The organism is Paenibacillus sp. J22P51, from assembly GCF_059692215.1.
The window spans coordinates 655,298-675,483 of record NZ_JCAUAZ010000002.1 but is presented as its reverse complement, the minus strand read 5'-3'; the positions used below and the strand labels follow the sequence as shown (position 1 = coordinate 675,483).

Sequence of the window (20,186 nt, the reverse complement as noted above, 5' to 3'; positions counted from 1 at the left end):
AAGAAGGACTACTCGCTCCAGTAAATAATAATATTTTACTTCATACGCGGTACGACATTTTCTGAAACTAATTTCTGGTATCATAAGTCTGGAGAATTTATAAATAATCAAGCATATAACCATTAGATTTATCCAAAGGAGGAGATGTCATGTTTTACAGACAAATTAAATTCGTTCTTCAGCCGAATTCAAGAGAAGTTGCAGAAAGGTCCGCTGACCTCGTATCCAGCCTGCTCAAAGAAAAAGACGGTTTTATCGATGTCAAATTTATCATCAATGATGAGAAAAATGAGTTCGGCGCTGTATTTTTTTGGGAGAGCAAAGAACATGCCGATCAAGATGACGTTCGCGCGGGCGCTGAATTCAACTCTTTAATCCTCAAGGGACCGTTTATCGAAGAGTACGAAGTTTACATACCAAGAACGTAAAATTGAGAGAGGACATCCGCTCCTTAACTTCTCTTGGCATTTGAAACGCGGCTCATATGTCGCGTTTTTCTTGCGCTTGCTGCTTGTAGTTCAAATTCTTCATTAAGCTCTGTTTAAAAACAAATTAACATGTTCGGCAAATAAATCTGCGTATTGGAACAAGAACCCATGACCTGAATCCGGATAAATAATCAATTGCGCATTCGGTATGCGTTGGGAAACAATATAAGAATTGATAGTCGGAATCATGATGTCATTACTTCCATTAGCTACAAGCACGGGCTGCTTAATCTCCCCGAGTCTGTCAAAAGTCGAATCCTTCCCCCACGCCACAACCGATTTTATCTGCGCTTGAACCGACTCAGCCTTAACTAGTGGCGCACGGTCGTCTTCTCTTCTATTAGCAAGCCGGTCTAGGTACTGTAATCCTGACGCTCTGCTTGTTTCTGTCGGTTCGAAGAACAAGTAAAGGAAATCTTCCGGCTCGTTCACCGGCTTAAAAGCAACATTGAACACTTCAGGCTTACCAGATTGCGTACCTTCCCCGGGCCCGCCTCCTGTACCTGCCAAGATTAAACGACGGATCAAATCAGGGCGAGCCAGTGTCACTACCTGCGCAATGTAACCCCCCATAGAGAAACCGATGAGATCCACTTGTTTAAGACCAAGCGCTTCAATAAAAGTGATTGCATATTCCCCTGTTTCAAAGAATGATTCTGCAACTTCTCCCGATGTCAATCCGATACCTGCACTATCAAACAGGATGACCGTACGTTCCTCCGCCAAAGCATTGACGAAGGCAGGATCCCAGTCATCCATCGTACCTCTAAAACGTTGGCAGAACACTAGCGGCACTTCAGATGCTTTGCCGAAAGTCCGGTATGCGAATCGAATTCCTTTAGCATCAATATACGATGTTTCGACTGTTTCTGCTGTTAATTCAATTGCATTCATGGTATCTTCCCCCATAGACTGTACAAATTATATTCCTCATTTTGTTTTTTCCACCAGTTCCCTCACTTTAATCGGCAATAGATTCGCTTCAATTTGAGTACGATGCTTTTCATACCACTCAGGCAGCATTATTTTCTCGCCTAACTTTTCAGCAGGCTCATCATTCGCAAACCCCGGTGGATCTGTCGCGATTTCAAAAAGAATTCCGCCGTTTTCCCTGAAATATATGGCATTAAAATATTGACGGTCAATGATTTGTGTTGAATGGAATCCTTTATTCATTACTTCTTTTTGCCAATCATCATGATCACTAAAATCGTTCGCGCGCCAAGCAATATGATGAACCGTACCAGATCCTCCAATTCCCCAATCCATGCTTACTAAAGGAACGTCAATGATGTTGCCGATCTCTCCAGTGGCCTGGAAACGCGCTAACTCCGCATTTTCTCCAATTTTTTTCAGACCAAGAACATTTTGCAGAGTTTCCATGGTACTCTCTGGATTTACGCTAAAAAGAACTGCCCCTCCGAAACCTTTTATCGCTTTTTCAGGAGGAATGCCACCGAAAGACCATGTGCTATTTGTCCCTTCACTCCGTTCAACGAGTTCAAGTCGCAGCCCTTCATTGTCTGTGAACTGAAGATAATCTTCATTAAAACGGTTTTCTTTAGTAATTGAGATGCCAAAGTTATCGAGACGACTTTCCCAGAAGCTAAGCGAGCCTTCAGGGACTATATAAGTAGTAATGCCGACTTGGCCACCGCCAATTTTACCTTTTGGCGATCCTGCTGAAGGAAAGAATGTGATAATTGTGCCTGGACTTCCAAATTCGTTTCCAAAATACAAGTGATATACATCAGGAGCATCAAAGTTGATCGTTTTTTTTACTAATCGTAGTCCAAGAACTCCAGCGTAAAAATCGACGTTTGCCTGAGGATTACCCGCAAATGCAGTAATGTGATGAATACCAGTCGTTTGTTTAGACATAAAAATTCCCCCTAAAGTAAACCTAATTTTTATGTTTCCCTGTTTGTTGATGAGCATTCCTATTTTTCATCTTAAAATCTTTAAATTAAGATATTAGGTAAACGTAATTTAAAAGAAGGCCACTTATTGCAGCCTTCTTTAACTAATTATTTGTTTAAACCCGCTTTAATCGCTTGGGCAACTTGGACTGTACGTTTTGACTGATGTTTTACTGTGCTTTGTACATCTTCAACCATCTTACCGGATTGATCAACAGTTACACTTGTTCCATATGGGTTCCCACCCGAACCAAAAATTACAGGATCTGTATAACCAGGCGCTGCAACAATTGCTCCCCAGTGATACATGGTTGTATAAAGGCTAAGAATCGTTTGCTCTTGCCCCCCATGAGGGTTTTGGGCTGAAGTCATTGCACTTACTACTTTATTTGCTAGTTTACCTTGGAACCACAGACCGCCTGTTGTATCCAGGAATTGTTTCACCTGTCCTGGCATATTGCCAAAGCGGGTTGGAATACTGAACACAATTGCATCTGCCCATTCTAAATCGTTTAAAGAGACGACAGGTACATGTTTAGTTGCTTCTACGTGTGATTTCCAAACTGGATTGGAGTCAATTGCCGCTTGTGGAGCAAGCTCAGGAACTTTCAAAACTCTTACCTCTGCGCCTGCTTCTGATCCGCCCTCAGCGGCCCATTGAGCAAGTTGATAATTCGTACCTGTTGAACTGTAGTAGATAACTGCAAGATTTACATTTGACATAACTGCACTCTCCTTATCTGATGAACTCCCAAATATTTTATCTAAAAAACCCATAAGTTAAACGCCTCCCATCACTAATTATTATAAAGTATCTAACTTTATGTCACTATAATAAATTATTTAACTTACTATTGTCAAGTAACTAATTAGAATATATCAACCCACTCTTCGATCATATCTATTGGATGAACAAAGGATCGCCTTGTGTGGTCAGCGCGTGGGTAGGTTTCAACAGGAGCGATATTCACGGCATCCAAATTGTAAGTTACTGAGTGGATTTGAACCACTTAGATTGTGCGTCTGTGAGGCGAACGTAAAAGAGGCCACCAATTTACCGGCAGCCTTGTTCTATTCGTATATCGAGTTACGGTAATGTTAATTAAGCACGAGGAGCATCTTCAAACTTGCCTTTGTGTGTCAAGTCACAAAAAGGCTTTTTATCTGATAGACCACAACGACAAAGAATAAAAGATTCAGTGGTCTCAAAGTGATTCCCTACCGCATCTACCATTTCTACTTTACCCATTATACGTAATGGACCGTTATCAATTACTTTTATTGTTACATCGGACATACATGCCAATCCCTTCATTTTATACTCTTCAAAACCTGTGTTAAGTTCTTTGCAATCTGTCCATCATCTATTCCACAAATTCACTGAATTTTCATTCATAAGATCCCTCCTTCTTCTTGTCTACTCTTGATTTTTTTTGCAAATATTTTTGTGACGATCAAGTAAATGATAAATATCGATGGAATGTAAGCAAAAAGAAAATAAAATCGAACCTCGGAAACAAACCTTCCTAATTCATCCACCTTGATTCGATCGTTAAATAGAATAATAACAATGAAGAATGCTATTAGGATCAATGGCAACGAGATTCGGGGTTTGAGCTGCGTTATTCTTTTCATAATTCTCGTACAGCTCCAAATAGAGATACAAAGCGACGGGATCATAACTATCATCAAGCTAACAGCAAATATATATTCAATTCTTTCCAGGAAATTAAATTCAATAATTTTTGTCTCTACTAAAACAGGGTAAAGCGTGTGCATTAGCAGACCATGACTAAAATACATAAGAGTTGTAACTATTAAGATTATATATTGTAGGGTAATAAGAAGTAAGCCGAAATGGGCCCATTTCGCATTTTTTTCAGGTGATTTTAGAAAAGGGAAGTAAATAAGCATAGTTTCAAATCCTATAAACATGCCGCAAGAAGTTTTAAAGGATTTGAACAAATCATGAACGGTATGATTCCATACAGGTAACAAATAAGTGAAATTTCCATATCGAATCGGATAAATATTTAGGATAATTAATATGAAGGACGTTATAACCGCGAAAAAAGCAAGTCCGGTTAAAACTCTGAATCCTCCGGATACGAGATAATATATCATTATAATAAGTATGACAGCCAATTCCCATGTTTTAAGAGACAGAAATACCCATACTTGAAGAATATCAATGTAGGATCGAAAGACGGACAAAGCTAACATGAAAAAATACGCTATTAAGAGTAGCGAAACAGCATTTCCCAAGAAGCTGCCGAAAATCATTCGATGCAAGTCAATCACGTCTTTAGATGGATTTCCTAGCATCTTGTAAATCATCCAAATAATAATATGAAGGCTTATTCCCATGAAGAGAACCGATATCCATGTATCTTGCTCCGCATCTTTAAACAATATATTATGAATATATCCATTTCCAGCCAGGGCATTTACTAAGAAAAATGCGAACCATCCGGAAATCAAGTAATTCTCCTTAACTCTTTGCTGCACTAATGCCAACTCCCGACTGTTGAATAATGATCTCTGTATCCACTTCAAATTTGATTTTCGGGTAGGATGTATGACTAAATTCCTGCTGATTCCAATTTTTTTCCTTACTTCTGTATAGCTCTCCAAAGCCAATTGGATCGATATTGTTATTCTGAAATTTTTCTAACATCGTTGTAATCTCTTTTGAAAAATGATTTTCGATTTGTATCTTTAGTTCAAGCAGATCGCTGTTGTTGACTGAGCTTTTATTCGGAGTTTCTCTAATATCTATAATTAACTTAAGAAAAATGACAGCCTTGTCATTCTGTTGCAGCGACACTTTTCGTTCTTCGTGCAATATTTGGAAAAAAATTTTTTCCTTCTGTTCCGATGTAAATTCATAGGAGCTGGATATGGTTCTAGACTTATCTTTGAGAATTTTTAGAAAAAACGCTTCTTTGTTGGTTAACAATAAATGTAATTTATCTCCTTTAAAGACACCGACCCCATCCAAATGGAATGCGCCTTTTTCATCTTTATTCAACATGGGAAGATACACATCTTGACCTTCTCCAAAATATTGATCAAGCAATAGATGGGTATTTGTCGAAGGGGTATTCCCATACTCCATGTTTTGTTTGATTAAATCTGATAAATAGTAGGGCGGATATTTTAAAGTTTCGGACACAATCGCACTTGTCTCTTGTTTAGTTATAACTACAGTAGCGTTACTGCTTACCAAAGGATCTCGTACAAAGCTGCTAGCGAGTTCTTGTAGACCTCTTCTTGCAAACTTTTCGCTAATGACGCATGTTCGCACTTGTCCTATCACGATTGGGTCTTCAGATTGGGTAGTTAAGGCAATATGTGCCCCGCCAAAAGTTTGTGATTCGGCGGTTAACACCTGTAAACGCGCTTTCTTTTCATAAGAAGTGTAAGAAGCGCTGCTCTTAAATGTTTCCCCTTGAATATCGTACCCAACGCTTTGAAGAATTTTAATCTTGTCGATAATTTGTTGTTTTGCGCATCCCGATAATAAGAAGCACAAACAGAGAGCTGGAACATGCATTTTCATTTAGGAATGTTCCTTTGCAATGAATTATTCATTATTATAATCGTCTCCAATATCTTTATGCTTTTTAACCTTGTATCTTCTCTGAATGAGTGGACGTAAAAACCGGGCTCGGCTCCAAGTCAGACTAAAGGAATTGCGTATGATATTTTCATTAAAATCTTTGCTACGAAAAGGGTACAATGGAACTAGATATGGGGTACCTAGAGATTTCAAGCGCAGCAGATGACCCATAAGAAACACTACGCCGATCATAACGCCTAATAACCCAAAAGCTGCCGCCAAGCCAATCAATGGAAACCTGAGAAAGCGTAACGTGTTGGCCATTTTGAAGATTGGTGTGGTAAAGGATGACAATGCGGAAATAGAAACAATAATAATTAATATATTGCTCGTTAAGCCAGCTTGAACCGCTGCCGTACCAAGAACGACGCCGCCGACGATCCCCAAGGTTTGACTGACTTTTGTCGGCAGCCTAGCTCCTGCCTCACGCACTAGCTCAACGGTTAGCTCTAAAAAAAGTACTTCCAAAAAAGGTATAAAAGGCACATTCATTCTGGATTCGATAATCGGACCTAAGAGGGCTCTTGGTACGACATTATAATGAAAGGTTATTACTGCGACATAGATTGGTGTAGCCAAGATGGAGTATGCAACTCCCAAATAACGAATAATGCGTAAAAAAGAACCCAGAACCCATGGCAAATAAAAATCCTCTGGTGAAAAGAAAAAATCAAACACGGTGGTGGGACCGGAAATGACATAGGGAGAACCGTTGCTTACGATAGCTACTTGCCCTTGAAGTAGGAGAAACTTCATCCGATCCACGCGTTCAGTCGACATAAATAAAGGGAAAGGCGAATTTTGGTTGTCGGATATGATCTGGGCGATAGTAGCAGAATCAAAGATCACATCAAAATCAAAATCCGTAAGTCTCTGCCTTACTGTATTTACGTGCTCAGGGTTGGTTATTCCATCGATATAGACTATCACTACTCTAGTCTTGGAAAGAGACCCGGATGTGTGTTCCTCAAATATTAGTTTTTCAGAAATAATTTCTTTTCTCAGTAAATTGAGATTAGTATCGATAGCTTCGACAAAAGCCACTTTCGGACCGATTACGCTGTATTCATCCTCAGATATATTAATGTCACGATAGCCTTTTTGTAGATCTGCAATGTTAACTAATATACCTTCAGATAGATCGGTATCCAATTGAATATAAATGGAACCTTTTATCAAATTTAGAGAAATCTCTTCCAGGTTTGACGACAACTTCATTCCTTCGATGGGAATCAGGTTATACAATTCATTCAAATCATTGATTTTAGCATTGGCGCGTTGGATACCTAATAGAAGATCATTGCTGATCTGTTCATGTTTTACAATCGAATTATAATAAGAAAAATGAAATATTGTATTATGTATTGTAATTACAGATTGTATAAAATCACCCGATTTGGAAACTTCTTTTAAAGCAATTTTTAGATTCTTCAATATTGGACCACCACCCACCACTTTGCTAATTTTTCATATTATGCACTAAATTAATGTAAATTATGCCAATAAAAAAGCGTCCGCTAAGTGTCACATGTTATCAACTTTTGAAATTTCTTTATTATCTCAAAATCCCTCATCATCCCTATTGTTCTAATGCATGCTTGGGTTTGAATAATTATAGAAATAAAAAACAACCTTTGGCCTAAACCATAGGTTGTTTTTTTACGAATTACGTTATCGGAACAGATATGGTTATGGGATGCATTCATCACTTATCAATAATGGCCACGGTGCAGCGGGAGATACAGATCAGTTTATCCTGCTCGTCGGTAATCCTAATATCCCAAACCATTGTTTTGCGTCCTTTGTGAAAAGGGGTAGCTATCGCGGTCACGATACCGTTGCTTTTGCTCCGAAGGTGGTTAGCATTGATCTCCAACCCTACTGCAGCATATTTTTGATTGTCGATATTGATGTAGGACGCTATGGAAGCAGCCGATTCCGCCAACAATACCGAAGCGCCGCCGTGCAGTATGCCCGCTGGCTGATGGGTTTTCGGACATACAGGCATTGTCAATACGACGTGATCCGGGTAGAGTTCTATATACTCTATATCCAGTGTCTCCATCGCCGTATTTCTTCTTCCTTCTTCCATGTGCCGGATAAAAGTTTCCTTGTCCATTCCAAAGTTTGTCAATATGTTATCTGCGACAATCATTTTAACCAACCTCTCCTTTATTCTTCATATAGTGAAGCTCGAACTCCTCCCGCAAACTGCGCTTCAAAAACTTCCCGACTGAGGTTTTTGGAATCGCCGGAAGAAATAGGATATCGTCCGGAAGCCACCATTTTACCACACGCTCGTTTAAAAATTGGAGAAGCTCGTCTTTTCCTACCGGTTGAGCGCCATCTTTAAACACGACGCAGGCAAGCGGGCGTTCTCCCCATTTGTCATGAGGAATCCCTATGACGCACGCCTCAAATACGGCGGGATGCGCCATTAGCTCGTTCTCCAAATCGACAGAGGAGATCCACTCACCGCCGCTTTTGATCAGATCTTGGGTGCGGTCAACGAGCTTCACATAACCCTCATCATTGATTACTGCGATGTCTCCGGTATGCAACCAGCCGTCTTGAAAGGCCTCTTTCGTCCGTTCATCCTTGTAATATTCCTCCGCGATCCAGGGACCTCGTAGAAGCAGTTCGCCCATTTCCTTGCCGTCCCATGCGATTTCGCCATTTGCTCCTACAATTTTCATTTCAACTCCTGGGACGGGCAGCCCTTGTGTAGTACGGATGTCCAGTAATTTATCTTTCGAGACGTCTGCCAAATTGCTTTTTATCCGAACGCAAGTGACCATTGGGCTGGTTTCTGTCATGCCGTAGGCGTGATAAAAAGGAATCCCGTAATGATATTCAAACTTTTCGATAATGCTGCGCGGCGCGGCCGAACCCCCGCACACAAATGCTCTCACGTGCGAAAGGTCAAACGATTTCTGCTCCAGCACCTTGAGGGCGGCAATCCAAACAGTGGGAACACCGCCTGAAAACGTCACTTTTTCATCGGCGATCAAGTTCAGTAAGATTTCAGGCGTAGGAGCGGCTCCGGGAAGAACTTGCCTGCTACCGAACCAAACCGAAGCAAAAGGCAGTCCCCAAGCGTTGACGTGGAACATCGGAACAATAGGCATTACTGTATCACGCTCAGACAATCCGAACGTATCAGCAAGTCCGAGGGATATGCTATGAAGATAGATAGCGCGATGCGTATAAATAACGCCCTTCGGGTTGCCTGTCGTTGCGGAAGTATAACACATGCCGGCGGGAGCGCTTTCATGAATATCTGTCGGAAATTCGTACCTCGCGTTTCCATCTGCAAGGAGCCGTTCATAAGAATAAACGGGCTGAAGAGAAGTGGCAGGAAGACTCTCTTGATTTGTCATCACGATAAATCCTTTAACGGTGCGCAGCTTGCTGCCTATCCTTTCGATAATGGGAAGCAAAGTTTCATCGACCAAAAGAAAGGTATCTTCCGCATGATTCAAAATGTAGACGATGTGCTCGTCGGGCAGACGAATGTTTACAGTGTGAAGTACAGCACCCATACAGGGGATAGCAAAATAAGCTTCAAGATGCCGATGGTCGTTCCAGGCAAAGGTAGCGATACGATCGCCGCGTTTAGCGCCAAGCGCCTGCAAAGCGGATGATAATCGTCTCGTCCGTTCAGCAAAGTCCTTGTATGTATAACGGAATAATTGCCCAGCGGCTCGGGAAACCACTTCTTTTTTCGGAAACAACGTCTCGGCTCTCACCAGCATGGAATGCAGTGTCAATGAATACCCTTCCATTTCTTTGTCCCCCTTAATTACAAATGTTAAATTAATGACCTCGAAAAACTGGCGCTCTCTTTTCCAGAAAAGCAGTTACACCCTCCTCGTGATCTTTGGATGCCCCCATCAGCCGCTGACCTTCTTCTTCCCAGCCTAATACAGTATTTAAATCACTATCAAAGCTCTTATACATAATTTCTTTCATCTTCCCGAATGCTAGCAGTGGCTTATGCGCAAGCTGCTGTGCAAACAATCGAACCTCTTCGTTAAATCGCTCTGCTGGAATCGCTTTATTGATTAATGCGATGTTTTCCGCTTCCTTTCCATTCAGAATGGAACCAAGCGAGGAAAGCTCTAACGCTTTTGCCAACCCCACGATTCTAGGCAAAAAGAAATGTGCCCCCGCATCCGGAATTAGCCCGATTTTAATAAAAGCTACTGTTAATTTCGCTTCTTCCGTTGCTAAACGGAAATCACAGGCTAGCGCAATACTTAGTCCCGCACCTGCAGCTACCCCATGAATGGCAGCAATAATTGGCTTTTGTATGCCCATCATGTACCGTAGAAGCTTATTATAGGTTTGACTTAAAACGTCACCGTAATCAAATCTATCCTCAAAATTTATACTCGTTAAGTCAGCGCCGGAGGAGAAACCTTTTCCTTCACCTGTCAAGACAATACAGCGGACATCCGGATTTTCATTAGCGGCTGTGAAAGCAGCATACAAGTCTCTGTGCATCTCCGAATTAAAAGCATTAATCGTTTTGGGATTATTCATCGAGATTGTGGCCACATGGTTTTCTATGGCATATTTCACGGTTTCATACACAGTGTCAGCCCCCTACATGTTTTTCGATGCACGTGCCAATAATGAGTTTTCCGCTTGCTTATACTCTTGACGGAGTTCTTCAACCAAACTGGCTATAGGCATGACCCGCTTAATTGCATTGACTCCCTGGCCAGCAGACCAGATGTCCTTCCACGCTTTATTTTCATGCTTGTTCAAGTGTGAGACGTTAACCGATTCTTTCTTCTCGAGCTTATCCGGGTCAAGATTGGCATTTCGTATGCTTTGAATTAGAAAATTAGCCTTCACTCCGCTAAAAGCATCGGTATAAATGATATCGTCTGACGTCGACTCGATTAGCATATTTTGGTATTCTTTGCTTGCAAATCCTTCGGAAGCTGCAATGAAACGTGTGCCCATATAGGCGAAATCGGCGCCAAGCGCTGCAGTGGCGAAAACATCTTGCCCGCTGGTAATACAGCCTGCCAAAATGATGGCTCCATCCCAGAACTCGCGAACCGCGCCCAAAAAAGCAAAAGGATTGATCGCACCAGCGTGTCCTCCTGCTCCATGGCAGACAAGGATAAGTCCATCAACGCCTGTCTGAGAGGCTTTTCTTGCATGGGTTAAATTACTGACATCCGAGAACACAAGCCCTCCATATTGATGCACAAACTCAACTACAGGCCCCGGAGCTCCAAGTGAAGTAATGACAATCGGCGGCTGGTATTTCTTAATAAGCTCAACGTCCGAATCATACCGCGTATTGGTCTTATGAACGATTAGATTAACTGCCCAGGGAGCAATAAGGCGGTCAGGCTCTTCAGATTTAGCCGTTTCGAGCTCTTCCGTAATTTGTTTCATCCAATCGTCCAAAATATCAGCTGTTCGTGCATTCAGTAAAGGGAACGAGCCGATAATCCCCGATTTACAACATTCAATAACCATCTCCGGACTAGAAATAAGAAACATCGGAGCCGCGATCACCGGTAATGTCATGTGTTCTGTTATACGCGATAGTGTAGCGGTTAACAATTTACCCCATCCTCTCAAGATAATTAATTCTGGGCAAACATAAAGCGCTTACAAAACTTTAGGTATATGAATGAATACTCATTCATTATATTCTATATTTTATCACCTTGAGTGATGTAATGACAAGAAAAAATAATGCTTTGTTACATCTAAATGTTGATTTCGACTGTTCTTGACCTCCACCATTTGTAGGTGTCCTGTTTAATACCGTTATTGATTAATATTACAAAACAACGTCACCAAAAAACGTGGTGACGTTGTTAAAAAACTATTACGCTTCTATCCCTGATTGCCCTCGAGAGCGATCAGTAGCACCGCGGCGGCGAGGCCCAAGCGGCGATCAAGCTTGCCATTGTGGTCAGCGGAGAAATCGAGGTTTAACTTTTGGACGAACGGGTTGAAATTTTGTTTGAACTCTACGACCTTGGTCCCATTCATCTCCACGTTGTATTGCATTCGTAAGAGTTTACTTTTCTTTGAGATATGCAGGAATTATTACGGATTGTCGTTAATCAACGATTTTGTGTGGATATCATGCTTGTTCCGCCGGCACCAATTTAAACTTTATAATTAACCAATAAATGCTTCCTTATTTTCTTGAGCAAAAGTCTCAAAAGAGGTTGCTTTTTGTCCTGTTATTTCTTCTACCGTACTGGAAACTTTTGCTGTGTGTCCTAATTTCATAATATGATAATGCTCTAACAAGCCTTCGACGATTTCAGCAGGCATGCCTGTTTTTAGCATAGAAGCACGGGCAGCTTCGACCGGAACATCTACGTACTTAATTACTCTACCGGTTACTGAAGAAAGAATATCCGCTATTTCGGTGCTGGATAGTGCTTCTGGCCCCGACAAGTAATATGCTTTGTTCTCGTGCCCTTCTTCTGTTAAGACCCTATAAGCGACCTGGGCTATGTCGCGGGAATCAATGTAAGCCGCTTTTCCATCGCCATGAGGCGCATAGAAGGCTCCGTGATCACGAATGGTATGCGAGTTGAATTTGACTAAGTTTTGCATAAAAGTATTAGGCCGCAAGAACGTATAAGCTATACCGGATTGTTCCATTTCTTTTTCTACTGCATTATGCCACTTGGCCAATGTATCCAATTCAGCCCCTCCACCCGATAACTTAACAAGATGCTTTACACCGGCTTTTTTAGCTGCACGGATAATCGAAGAAGAAAGTTCCACCATATTCGGAACAAGTGGTGTTGCAAAAAATACTTTTTGGATGCCGTTCATGGCTCTTACTAGTGAGTCGACATCGTTTAAATCAGCTTGAACTAATTCGACTCCCAATGCTTGCAGTTCGATTGTGTTGCTTGTCGGACGAACGGTAACACGTGTTTTATGACCGTTCTTCGCCAGAAGTTTCACCAATTCTTTGCCTATTGTTCCTGTAGCTCCAATTACTAAAATAGCTGCGTTCATATTAAATATCTCCCTCTCATTGGTTTATTTCACTTTAATAATGATCAACTTTCAAAATTTATAATAAATAATCGCTCTTACCTTATGCTGCTGCCAATTCTTCTCCTTATTTGATGTGGGGCTTACGAAGAATTAAACTTAAAATCGCACCAGCCGTGGCAATGCAGGCTATAATTAAGAACGTGTCACCAAAAGCTAAAGCTTTGTTTTTTAAAATTTCGGCATGTTCACCAGCATCTACCATACGATCACTTATTCGTGAAGATAAGTGTCCGGTTAAAGCAGCTATGGCAAATGAATTCACAACTTGTATAGAAGCTGATGTTAAAGGTGTTACTCGGCTTACCAGTTCACGCGGAGCAGACTTTAAAACATGTGCATTTAAGGGCATCATGGATAAGGCCATCCCGCATCCCACCATAAAAAGTAGAATCATTAACGTAGCTACTCCGGTATTGAGGTTTACCCCAGAAAGTAAGAATAGAGCAATGGACATAAGGCTCAAACCGCTAAACACAAGAGGCCGGGCGCCAATTTTATCGGATAATCTCCCCGCGAATGGTGTAAATAGTAGACCTCCGAAAGAAATGGGGAGGGAGATTGCCGCACTTACCAGGGGTGTTCGACCTAATACGCTTTGCTGGAATAAGGGATTTAAGAGAATAGTCCCAATCATGGAGGCTTGCAAAGCCCAAGTTATAATAATACCGCGAGTAAAATCTGATGATCTAAATGCTCGTAGCTCCAGCAGTGGTTGTTTATGACGCAACTCTACGAAAATGAATAGAAGAAGTGTGACACCCCCAATAATCAATCCCGTTAATGCACCAGTAGAGCTCCAACTTCTTCCCCCCTCACTCACACCATAAGTCAGCATGGAAAAGGCGATCGGCGCAAGAATCATTCCTAGAATATCGAGAGCAGGTGCTTTACCACGCTGCTGATTGGGCAGAAGTTTAATACCTACAATCAATGCAGCGATTCCAATAGGTAAATTGATTAGGAAAATCCAATGCCAAGATGCTATTCCAATTAACCATCCAGATAGCAAAGGACCTGTAGCGGGGGCAATTAGCATAGGTATACCAAGCATCCCCATAACGGCTCCTCTTTTATCGGGGGGGGCCATCTTAAAAGCTATTGCCATACCGATGGGAGTTACCATTCCACCACCAAGGCCTTGTATTATACGGAATAATATGAGCAGTTCAGGAGTTTGGGCGAAGGCACAAAGGACTGAACCAATAGTAAACAAAGTAATCGTAATGAGGAATATTCGTTTGGCTCCAAATTTATCTGTCATCCAGCCAGCTAAAGGGATAATCGTAGCTAGCGCAAGAGTATAGCCGGTAACGGTCCATTGAATTGTATCTAATGAACTGTTAAAATATTTTTGTAAACTTGGGATAGCAACATTCATAATCGTAGTATCTAGAAGAACCATAATCATACCAATCATAACGGCAAGAAGTGGAGCGATAATGGTTTTGACCGAAAACTCTGGTGAAGATGCTAATTTCTCAGCTGATTGTGCAGACATATGAATGTTCCTCTCTTCTGTGGCTTGATGTTTAAGCATACATCACATACAATTGACCGATGGTTTTCCGGAAAAACCAATCAGTCATCATGTGCTTAATTTTATCTAGTTTTTGAAGAATGTCAATTTTTTTTTGAAAAGAGGAATTAGATTGAGTATAGTCAAACAAAACATCATGGATTCCGCTGAACGTTTTTTTTCGGAAAAAGGCTATCTTGCAACATCAATTCAGGATATCGCTGATGATTGCAAAATCGCAAAAGGATCGCTTTACAAATTTTTCCCTTCAAAAGAGGAATTATTCGTAGAGGTGCATCACTCAAAACAAGAGAGCCTTTTCGAAAAAATGGAAGAGATTAGATCGGACCCGACACTTACCTTAAGAGAGATTTTCATTCGTGAAACCGAATGTCAATTTTATTTTTTTATTGAGAATAATTTTATAATGAAGAATACTTTTGAAATGCAAACTAGTGAAGGGAAAATTGCCTCTATTCTACTTAGTCAACGAGCAAATATTCTCAATATGATAAGGGATGCCTTGACTCGTAGGTTTGGTAAAGAAATAGAACATCATATATGGGACCTTGTATCAATTTATTATGGGATCGTTAAAGAGTATCTTTACTTAATAATTTTTGATAACAGGCCTTTACATATTAGAGATGTTTCTGAACTTATCGTGGATCTCTTGGAGGAGACTGTTGCAGGCGTCCTGAATAAGAAACCAAAAGTGATTTTACAAAATACGATGATGGATAATTATGTGGAATCAGCTTGTAAGGGCAACTCTGTTTCTGTAGTTGAACAAAGACGTAAGTTGTTCGAACTTCTTTTCTCTACCCTAAAAGAATTGGCTATAACGAATCATCACAAAACAGAACTGCTTGAAGCGCTCGTTATACTTCAGGAGGAAGTAGAGCGAGATCAGCCTAGATCTGTACTAATTCTTGCCATGCTTCAGTTTTTGAAGAAAGAGAATGAGCTTCAAAGCATCATTGAACAATTGAGAAAACTCTGTTTCAATTTGGATAAGTAATTATTTCTTAAGTTGCTAACATAAAAGGGATAGCATTTTCCTTTTTCAATATCAATTGATAGATTTTTGGATATATTGCAATTGCTTGGAATAATGAAGTGCACATGCCAAAAAATTATGACACTCTTCTTTCATTCCAACGACATGCTATTTGGTATAATACTCAACATGAATAAAAACAAGAAGCAGCTGCCGCGGCATCTGCTCCTGCTTATTATGCTATAGTTCTCCGTCGTATTATGAGGTCAACCAGATTTTACTGGTTGACCTCTTTGTATGGGTGGTGTAACTTCCAATAGCCGGGGCAGATCGGTAGTTCTCCTAGGTCTGCAACCCTTCGCTAAAACTGATCGCCTCTTACTTGTACTTACTTGTAGATACAAGCTGGTTGAGACGTTAAGATCTGCACATCAAGCGATGTTGTGAGACTATGAGAAGTGCTAAGGGGTTCAGATGAAAAACCTTCCAGAATATGCTGAGAAGATTCTTTAGTGCACCTATTTAACGGCTGATTTTAGAGTTTAAACGCTAATGTCCCTCGGAAAAGGTTAAAAACCGAATAACTCCATAGCTATTCCCTTCTCTTCTTATTAAACTGATTTGATAGTCGATCTACTTCTAATCAAGACAAATAAGGTCAAAATTAGAAGAATGCTTGCTGCTGCTGCCTCTGACATACCTTGACCTGCATTTAAATGGGAGAACACGGCGCCTGCCATCAGTAACACGAGCCCTAACGATGCTAGAAAAGTGAATTTGGGCTTTTTAAACCCGACTGCTAATCCGAGTGCACCCAGTACTTCACAGGCTCCAACAAAATACATAAAGCCTTTTGCATAGCCAAAGTCTTCTGTAAACAGTTCAACTTGTTGTGCATTCCCTGATATTTTCATAATACCAAACATAATAAAACCGACAACTAACAATCCCTGTATAATTCGTAGAATCCATTTCATTTTACATAACTCCTTGTGTGTCTTTTATTTTGTTCCATACAACTTAGAAACGGTTAATTGCATTTAATTAATTCCACTTTATGGGACGGCCTTTCTATTAAATGTGAAGCTTACAATGGTAAATCATCGATTTATTTTAATGCGCGTTTTATTGGACTTGAAGTAGTACGACATTTTATATGCCCCTGATGTAGCCCTTCATGATAAAGGCAAAAATTCAAAATTTCTCCGATAGAATCCATTTCATTGCCGTACAAGCTCAAGGAGTTGTTTGCTTTTTCTTCAAAATTCCGAGTTCCGAGTTGCGATATAATATGCTCCATTTGTCCTTTTAGCAAGGATGCCAACTGCTCCAAACTTGGAGGTTGCACTTGCCAATCCGAAGGTTTTGACCCGGATTTGAACATGGCTAAATGCTCTTCGGACAAATAAAAGGACAAACCCACAAAATTATTCAGAAAAAGATCGGTAAAAGCAGCGATATGTCCGAGATGCCAACGGATGGTGTTTTTATACCCTGTCGGCATTTCATCCGCGATCTCATCTGTAATGGATTCAATGGTTTTAATCGTTATCGTTCGAATCACTTCAAGTTGATTTAATAATTTTTGGCTATTCATCATAATTCTCCCTTGTTTACTGTTTTTATAAAAAGCGAACATTCTACGCTCTATAGTTTTCGCCTTTCCAATCTTTAACTGTTCTTTTAATATCCGTTGAACCCATCGATCAATCTTTGTGAGGCTGCGGAGATTTTCTGCCGAATGTGTTGAGATATAACAATGCGCTAGCCACAACGATGAAACTAAGGATGAGAAGCAAATTTCCGTACAAGTAAGAACTTGATTCCGTAAGGAGGGGATGCAGCGGAAATGCAAGGAGCTTTTCTTCCAGCGTTTTGGCTACAAGAGCCGTGATGACAGCCCCCGAAATGGTTGATGTCATATTAAAAAAACCCATCCCGACGCCGATTTGTTGAACGGGCAAAATTTTCGCAACGCTCTCCGCCAACGCCGTCTGTACGAAGGAGAATCCGATGTACATCAAGATGAGGGCGGCACCAATGTACCCTACCCAAAGCCCAATGACGGAAGATTGCAGCAGAAAACTGACCGCGAGCAAACATAGCCCCACATAATTAACGAAGTTGCTCCCTTTTTTGACAGTCAAATTGCCGGCAACTTTGCCGAAAAGAATTGCGCTGAAAGCTCCGGGAAACAAGACAAAACCGATTGTATCTGCGTCGAGACCATACGTTTTATTAAGCATGATCGGAATGACAAACAAAACTGAGAGTACGGATCCGAAAATGAGAAAACCGATCACGAGACCGTTCCGATATCGCGAGTTCGCGAACAAGGAAGGATCGACAAACGGTTCTTTTGCCCGGCGGATTTGAACAATGAAAAGGAATAGTCCGAACAAAGCCCCAGCCAAATAAAGCCAATGTCCTTCAGTGGTAAAAAGGATCAGAGTAGATACTGTAATGCTGAGCAGCCCCCCTCCAATGATGTCCAAACTGCCCGCTTTGCGCCCCTCTTTTGGAAAATATTTCAGGAAGAAAGGGATGGCTGCAACGATGGGAAGAGGTATGAGAAACAGATAAGCCCATTGGAACGATCCAGCGATAAAACCGCCAAGTACTGGCCCGATTCCGATCGCGAAAGATCCGGTCGAAGTGATGATTCCGAAAATCTTGCCCCGTTCTTCCGCCGAGAAATATCGGGCAACTATCACGAAGACAAGCGACGGGATCGCCGCACAGCCTGCTCCTTGGATCGCCCTGGCTACAATGACGGCGGGGTACCACGCCTGAAGGGCAAAGCCGATAACCGACCCTGCGCTGTAAAGGACAATTCCGATCGTAATCAGTTTTCTAATGCTGAAGATATCGGACAATTTTCCGAACACAACCATCCCCACGCCGAAGACGATGAAAAAGATCGTCACGACCCAACTGACATCGGACGGGTCTAGCGTGAACTGCTTGGCGATATTAGGTGTAGATACATTAAACACTGATTCATTCAGGACGGAGAAAAAAAAGACGTAATAAATCCACAGGATGCTTTTCCTGACTTCTGATACTTCATGGCTTGTATGGTTCTCTCTGTCTACTCTCTCCACTTTCTCCACTCTATTCAACTCTAACGCTTCCTTTCTTCCCGTTTGCTTTGTTGGCGATGCAGCTGCCGCGGTTTCATCGCAATCACAAAAGAAAACAGCCGCCCCGAGGGGATCTCGTTGCTACTGGAGAGGCAAGAAGAGCATTCCGGCCACTCCGCTGGCGCCACTTTTAACGCTATTCAACGCAATGTTTTTAATGCACCGCTCCAAGCGATAACTTGATCGAGCATCACATTGACTGCAGCCTCCTGATGAGGAGCAGGCTTGAAGACGCTAAAGTTTTCAAAATCCGTGATAAGCGAAATCCCCACTTGTGCGCGTACATCGGCTATATGGAGCTCTCCGACGATGAGCCTGAGATTTTCAATTGCACGTGCGCCGCCGGTGCCGCCATATCCGACAAAGCCTGCTGCTTTATCCTTCCACTCATTAAATAGAAAATCAATGGCATTCTTTAAAGCGCCGGAGGTTGCATGATTATACTCCGGTGTAACGAATACGAATCCATCAAAAGAATTGATTTTCTGCGACCAAGCAATCGTATGCGGCTTGCTGTATTGGCCCATTGATGCAGGGATCGGTTCGTCCAACAACGGTAGATTGTAATCGGCAAGATCTACAAGCTCGAAATAAGCATCATTGCGTTTCTTCGCAACATCGGTCACCCAGCGGGCTACTGCTTCACCGTTGCGTCCGGGGCGTGTACTTCCAAGAATAACTCCTATTTTTAACATTGTAATTCCTCCATTTGTGTTCAAATTTAGTGGTGCATTCACACTTCCCAGCGAAGCTTCCTAACTATTTGGACCATAGCCGTTAAAAAAAAGCCTTGGTATTCAAACTCCTCTCCCATAAAAAGAAATCCTAATAAACTATATAATTATGATATTTATATAATATAATTACAATAATTATTTGTCAATTGAGTCCAAAAATTGACACCCGTTAATCCTACTGTTAGCATACAAATATCCATGATTACAAAGGACGGCCTGATAAGGAGATGGTTTTATGAATTTCAAAGTGGAACAAAATGAATTGGACTTAAGATTGTTCCGTATTTTTGTGAGAGCTTTCCAAGCTGTATCTAACAACATCGGGAAAGATATTGAAAAGCACAATCTTAGTCCTGAAACCTTTAGGATTCTGGAATTTCTTTATAGTAAAGGTCCTCATCCCCTACAAAAAATCAGTGAAAAATTTTCCATTCCGAGCGGGAGCATCACCTTCGTAGTTAACAAATTAATAAAGCAAGGACTCGTCGAGCGGCAGCCAAACCCCCAAGATGGAAGAGCAAATGATGCCGTACTGACCGGAAAAGGAAAGGCTCTATTTGATGAAATTTTCCCAAAACATGTGGATACGATCTCTCAAAATTTTTCCTTTTTGAACAACGAAGAGAAAGAGCAACTCATTGGTTTATTGAAGAAAATAGGAATAGGGTCACAGAAATTACAATGAACCGATTTACGCCT

General features: G+C 41.3%; 20 protein-coding genes. 3 read left to right on the top strand and 17 right to left on the bottom strand.

The features are described from left to right. Positions 1 to 149 precede the first annotated feature (149 nt). Positions 150 to 428: a hypothetical protein gene (locus AC58QC_RS07415; RefSeq protein ID WP_497414542.1), complete on the top strand. Its 279-nt coding sequence runs from the start codon at positions 150 to 152 to the stop codon at positions 426 to 428. 102 nt (positions 429 to 530) lie between these two features. Here the strand turns inward: AC58QC_RS07415 and AC58QC_RS07410 are convergent, their stop codons facing one another. From AC58QC_RS07410 to AC58QC_RS07350, 13 genes are all read right to left on the bottom strand, one after another. After that, the gene (locus tag AC58QC_RS07410) at positions 531 to 1,382 is read right to left on the bottom strand and encodes an alpha/beta fold hydrolase (RefSeq protein ID WP_497414541.1); all 852 of its coding nucleotides are present in this window, start codon (positions 1,380 to 1,382) and stop codon (positions 531 to 533) included. A gap of 36 nt (positions 1,383 to 1,418) precedes the next feature. After that, positions 1,419 to 2,369: a ring-cleaving dioxygenase gene (locus AC58QC_RS07405; RefSeq protein WP_497414540.1), complete on the bottom strand. Its 951-nt coding sequence runs from the start codon at positions 2,367 to 2,369 to the stop codon at positions 1,419 to 1,421. A 146-nt stretch (positions 2,370 to 2,515) separates the two neighbouring features. Beyond that, entirely contained in the window at positions 2,516 to 3,130 is a 615-nt protein-coding gene (gene wrbA / locus AC58QC_RS07400; protein ID WP_497414539.1) for an NAD(P)H:quinone oxidoreductase, read from the bottom strand. A gap of 379 nt (positions 3,131 to 3,509) precedes the next feature. After that, positions 3,510 to 3,704: a CDGSH iron-sulfur domain-containing protein gene (locus tag AC58QC_RS07395; protein ID WP_497414538.1), complete on the bottom strand. Its 195-nt coding sequence runs from the start codon at positions 3,702 to 3,704 to the stop codon at positions 3,510 to 3,512. A 95-nt stretch (positions 3,705 to 3,799) separates the two neighbouring features. After that, complete coding sequence (locus tag AC58QC_RS07390; RefSeq protein ID WP_497414537.1) at positions 3,800 to 4,915, bottom strand: GerAB/ArcD/ProY family transporter; 1,116 nt, start codon at positions 4,913 to 4,915, stop codon at positions 3,800 to 3,802. Further along, positions 4,899 to 5,969 (bottom strand): Ger(x)C family spore germination protein, encoded by a 1,071-nt coding sequence (locus AC58QC_RS07385; RefSeq protein WP_497414536.1) that lies wholly within the window; start codon positions 5,967 to 5,969, stop codon positions 4,899 to 4,901. Before AC58QC_RS07385 ends, AC58QC_RS07390 begins: the two co-directional genes overlap by 17 nt. A gap of 24 nt (positions 5,970 to 5,993) precedes the next feature. Beyond that, positions 5,994 to 7,466 (bottom strand): spore germination protein, encoded by a 1,473-nt coding sequence (locus AC58QC_RS07380; protein ID WP_497414694.1) that lies wholly within the window; start codon positions 7,464 to 7,466, stop codon positions 5,994 to 5,996. Between the two features lie 268 nt (positions 7,467 to 7,734). After that, complete coding sequence (locus AC58QC_RS07375) at positions 7,735 to 8,121, bottom strand: hotdog fold thioesterase (RefSeq protein WP_497414693.1); 387 nt, start codon at positions 8,119 to 8,121, stop codon at positions 7,735 to 7,737. A gap of 64 nt (positions 8,122 to 8,185) precedes the next feature. Next, entirely contained in the window at positions 8,186 to 9,814 is a 1,629-nt protein-coding gene (locus AC58QC_RS07370; RefSeq protein ID WP_497414535.1) for a long-chain fatty acid--CoA ligase, read from the bottom strand. 31 nt (positions 9,815 to 9,845) lie between these two features. After that, positions 9,846 to 10,625 (bottom strand): enoyl-CoA hydratase/isomerase family protein, encoded by a 780-nt coding sequence (locus AC58QC_RS07365; RefSeq protein WP_497414534.1) that lies wholly within the window; start codon positions 10,623 to 10,625, stop codon positions 9,846 to 9,848. A 12-nt stretch (positions 10,626 to 10,637) separates the two neighbouring features. After that, positions 10,638 to 11,618 (bottom strand): NAD(P)H-dependent flavin oxidoreductase, encoded by a 981-nt coding sequence (locus AC58QC_RS07360; RefSeq protein WP_497414533.1) that lies wholly within the window; start codon positions 11,616 to 11,618, stop codon positions 10,638 to 10,640. A 570-nt stretch (positions 11,619 to 12,188) separates the two neighbouring features. Next, positions 12,189 to 13,049: an SDR family oxidoreductase gene (locus AC58QC_RS07355; protein WP_497414532.1), complete on the bottom strand. Its 861-nt coding sequence runs from the start codon at positions 13,047 to 13,049 to the stop codon at positions 12,189 to 12,191. 106 nt (positions 13,050 to 13,155) lie between these two features. Then, the gene (locus tag AC58QC_RS07350) at positions 13,156 to 14,589 is read right to left on the bottom strand and encodes an MDR family MFS transporter (RefSeq protein ID WP_497414531.1); all 1,434 of its coding nucleotides are present in this window, start codon (positions 14,587 to 14,589) and stop codon (positions 13,156 to 13,158) included. Positions 14,590 to 14,740: 151 nt separating this feature from the next. On the opposite strand from AC58QC_RS07350, the gene AC58QC_RS07345 reads away from it, so the two are divergent. Then, positions 14,741 to 15,628, top strand: a complete 888-nt coding sequence (locus tag AC58QC_RS07345) for a TetR/AcrR family transcriptional regulator (RefSeq protein ID WP_497414530.1) — start codon at positions 14,741 to 14,743, stop codon at positions 15,626 to 15,628. A gap of 590 nt (positions 15,629 to 16,218) precedes the next feature. On the opposite strand, the gene AC58QC_RS07340 is transcribed toward AC58QC_RS07345, so the two are convergent. The 4 genes from AC58QC_RS07340 to AC58QC_RS07325 all read right to left on the bottom strand — a co-directional run bounded on the left by AC58QC_RS07340 (position 16,219) and on the right by AC58QC_RS07325 (position 19,445). Continuing rightward, positions 16,219 to 16,584, bottom strand: coding sequence for a DoxX family protein (locus AC58QC_RS07340; protein WP_497414529.1), 366 nt, complete (start codon positions 16,582 to 16,584; stop codon positions 16,219 to 16,221). A 131-nt stretch (positions 16,585 to 16,715) separates the two neighbouring features. Beyond that, on the bottom strand, positions 16,716 to 17,204 hold the full coding sequence (locus tag AC58QC_RS07335; RefSeq protein WP_497414528.1) for a DinB family protein: 489 nt from the start codon (positions 17,202 to 17,204) through the stop codon (positions 16,716 to 16,718). Positions 17,205 to 17,313: 109 nt separating this feature from the next. Beyond that, positions 17,314 to 18,720, bottom strand: coding sequence for an MFS transporter (locus AC58QC_RS07330; RefSeq protein ID WP_497414692.1), 1,407 nt, complete (start codon positions 18,718 to 18,720; stop codon positions 17,314 to 17,316). Between the two features lie 170 nt (positions 18,721 to 18,890). Next, a complete protein-coding gene (locus tag AC58QC_RS07325) occupies positions 18,891 to 19,445 on the bottom strand; it encodes an NADPH-dependent FMN reductase (RefSeq protein ID WP_497414527.1) in 555 nt (184 codons plus the stop codon). A 277-nt stretch (positions 19,446 to 19,722) separates the two neighbouring features. Between AC58QC_RS07325 and AC58QC_RS07320 the strand changes: the two genes are divergently transcribed. Further along, the gene (locus tag AC58QC_RS07320; RefSeq protein ID WP_497414526.1) at positions 19,723 to 20,172 is read left to right on the top strand and encodes a MarR family winged helix-turn-helix transcriptional regulator; all 450 of its coding nucleotides are present in this window, start codon (positions 19,723 to 19,725) and stop codon (positions 20,170 to 20,172) included. Positions 20,173 to 20,186 lie beyond the last annotated feature (14 nt).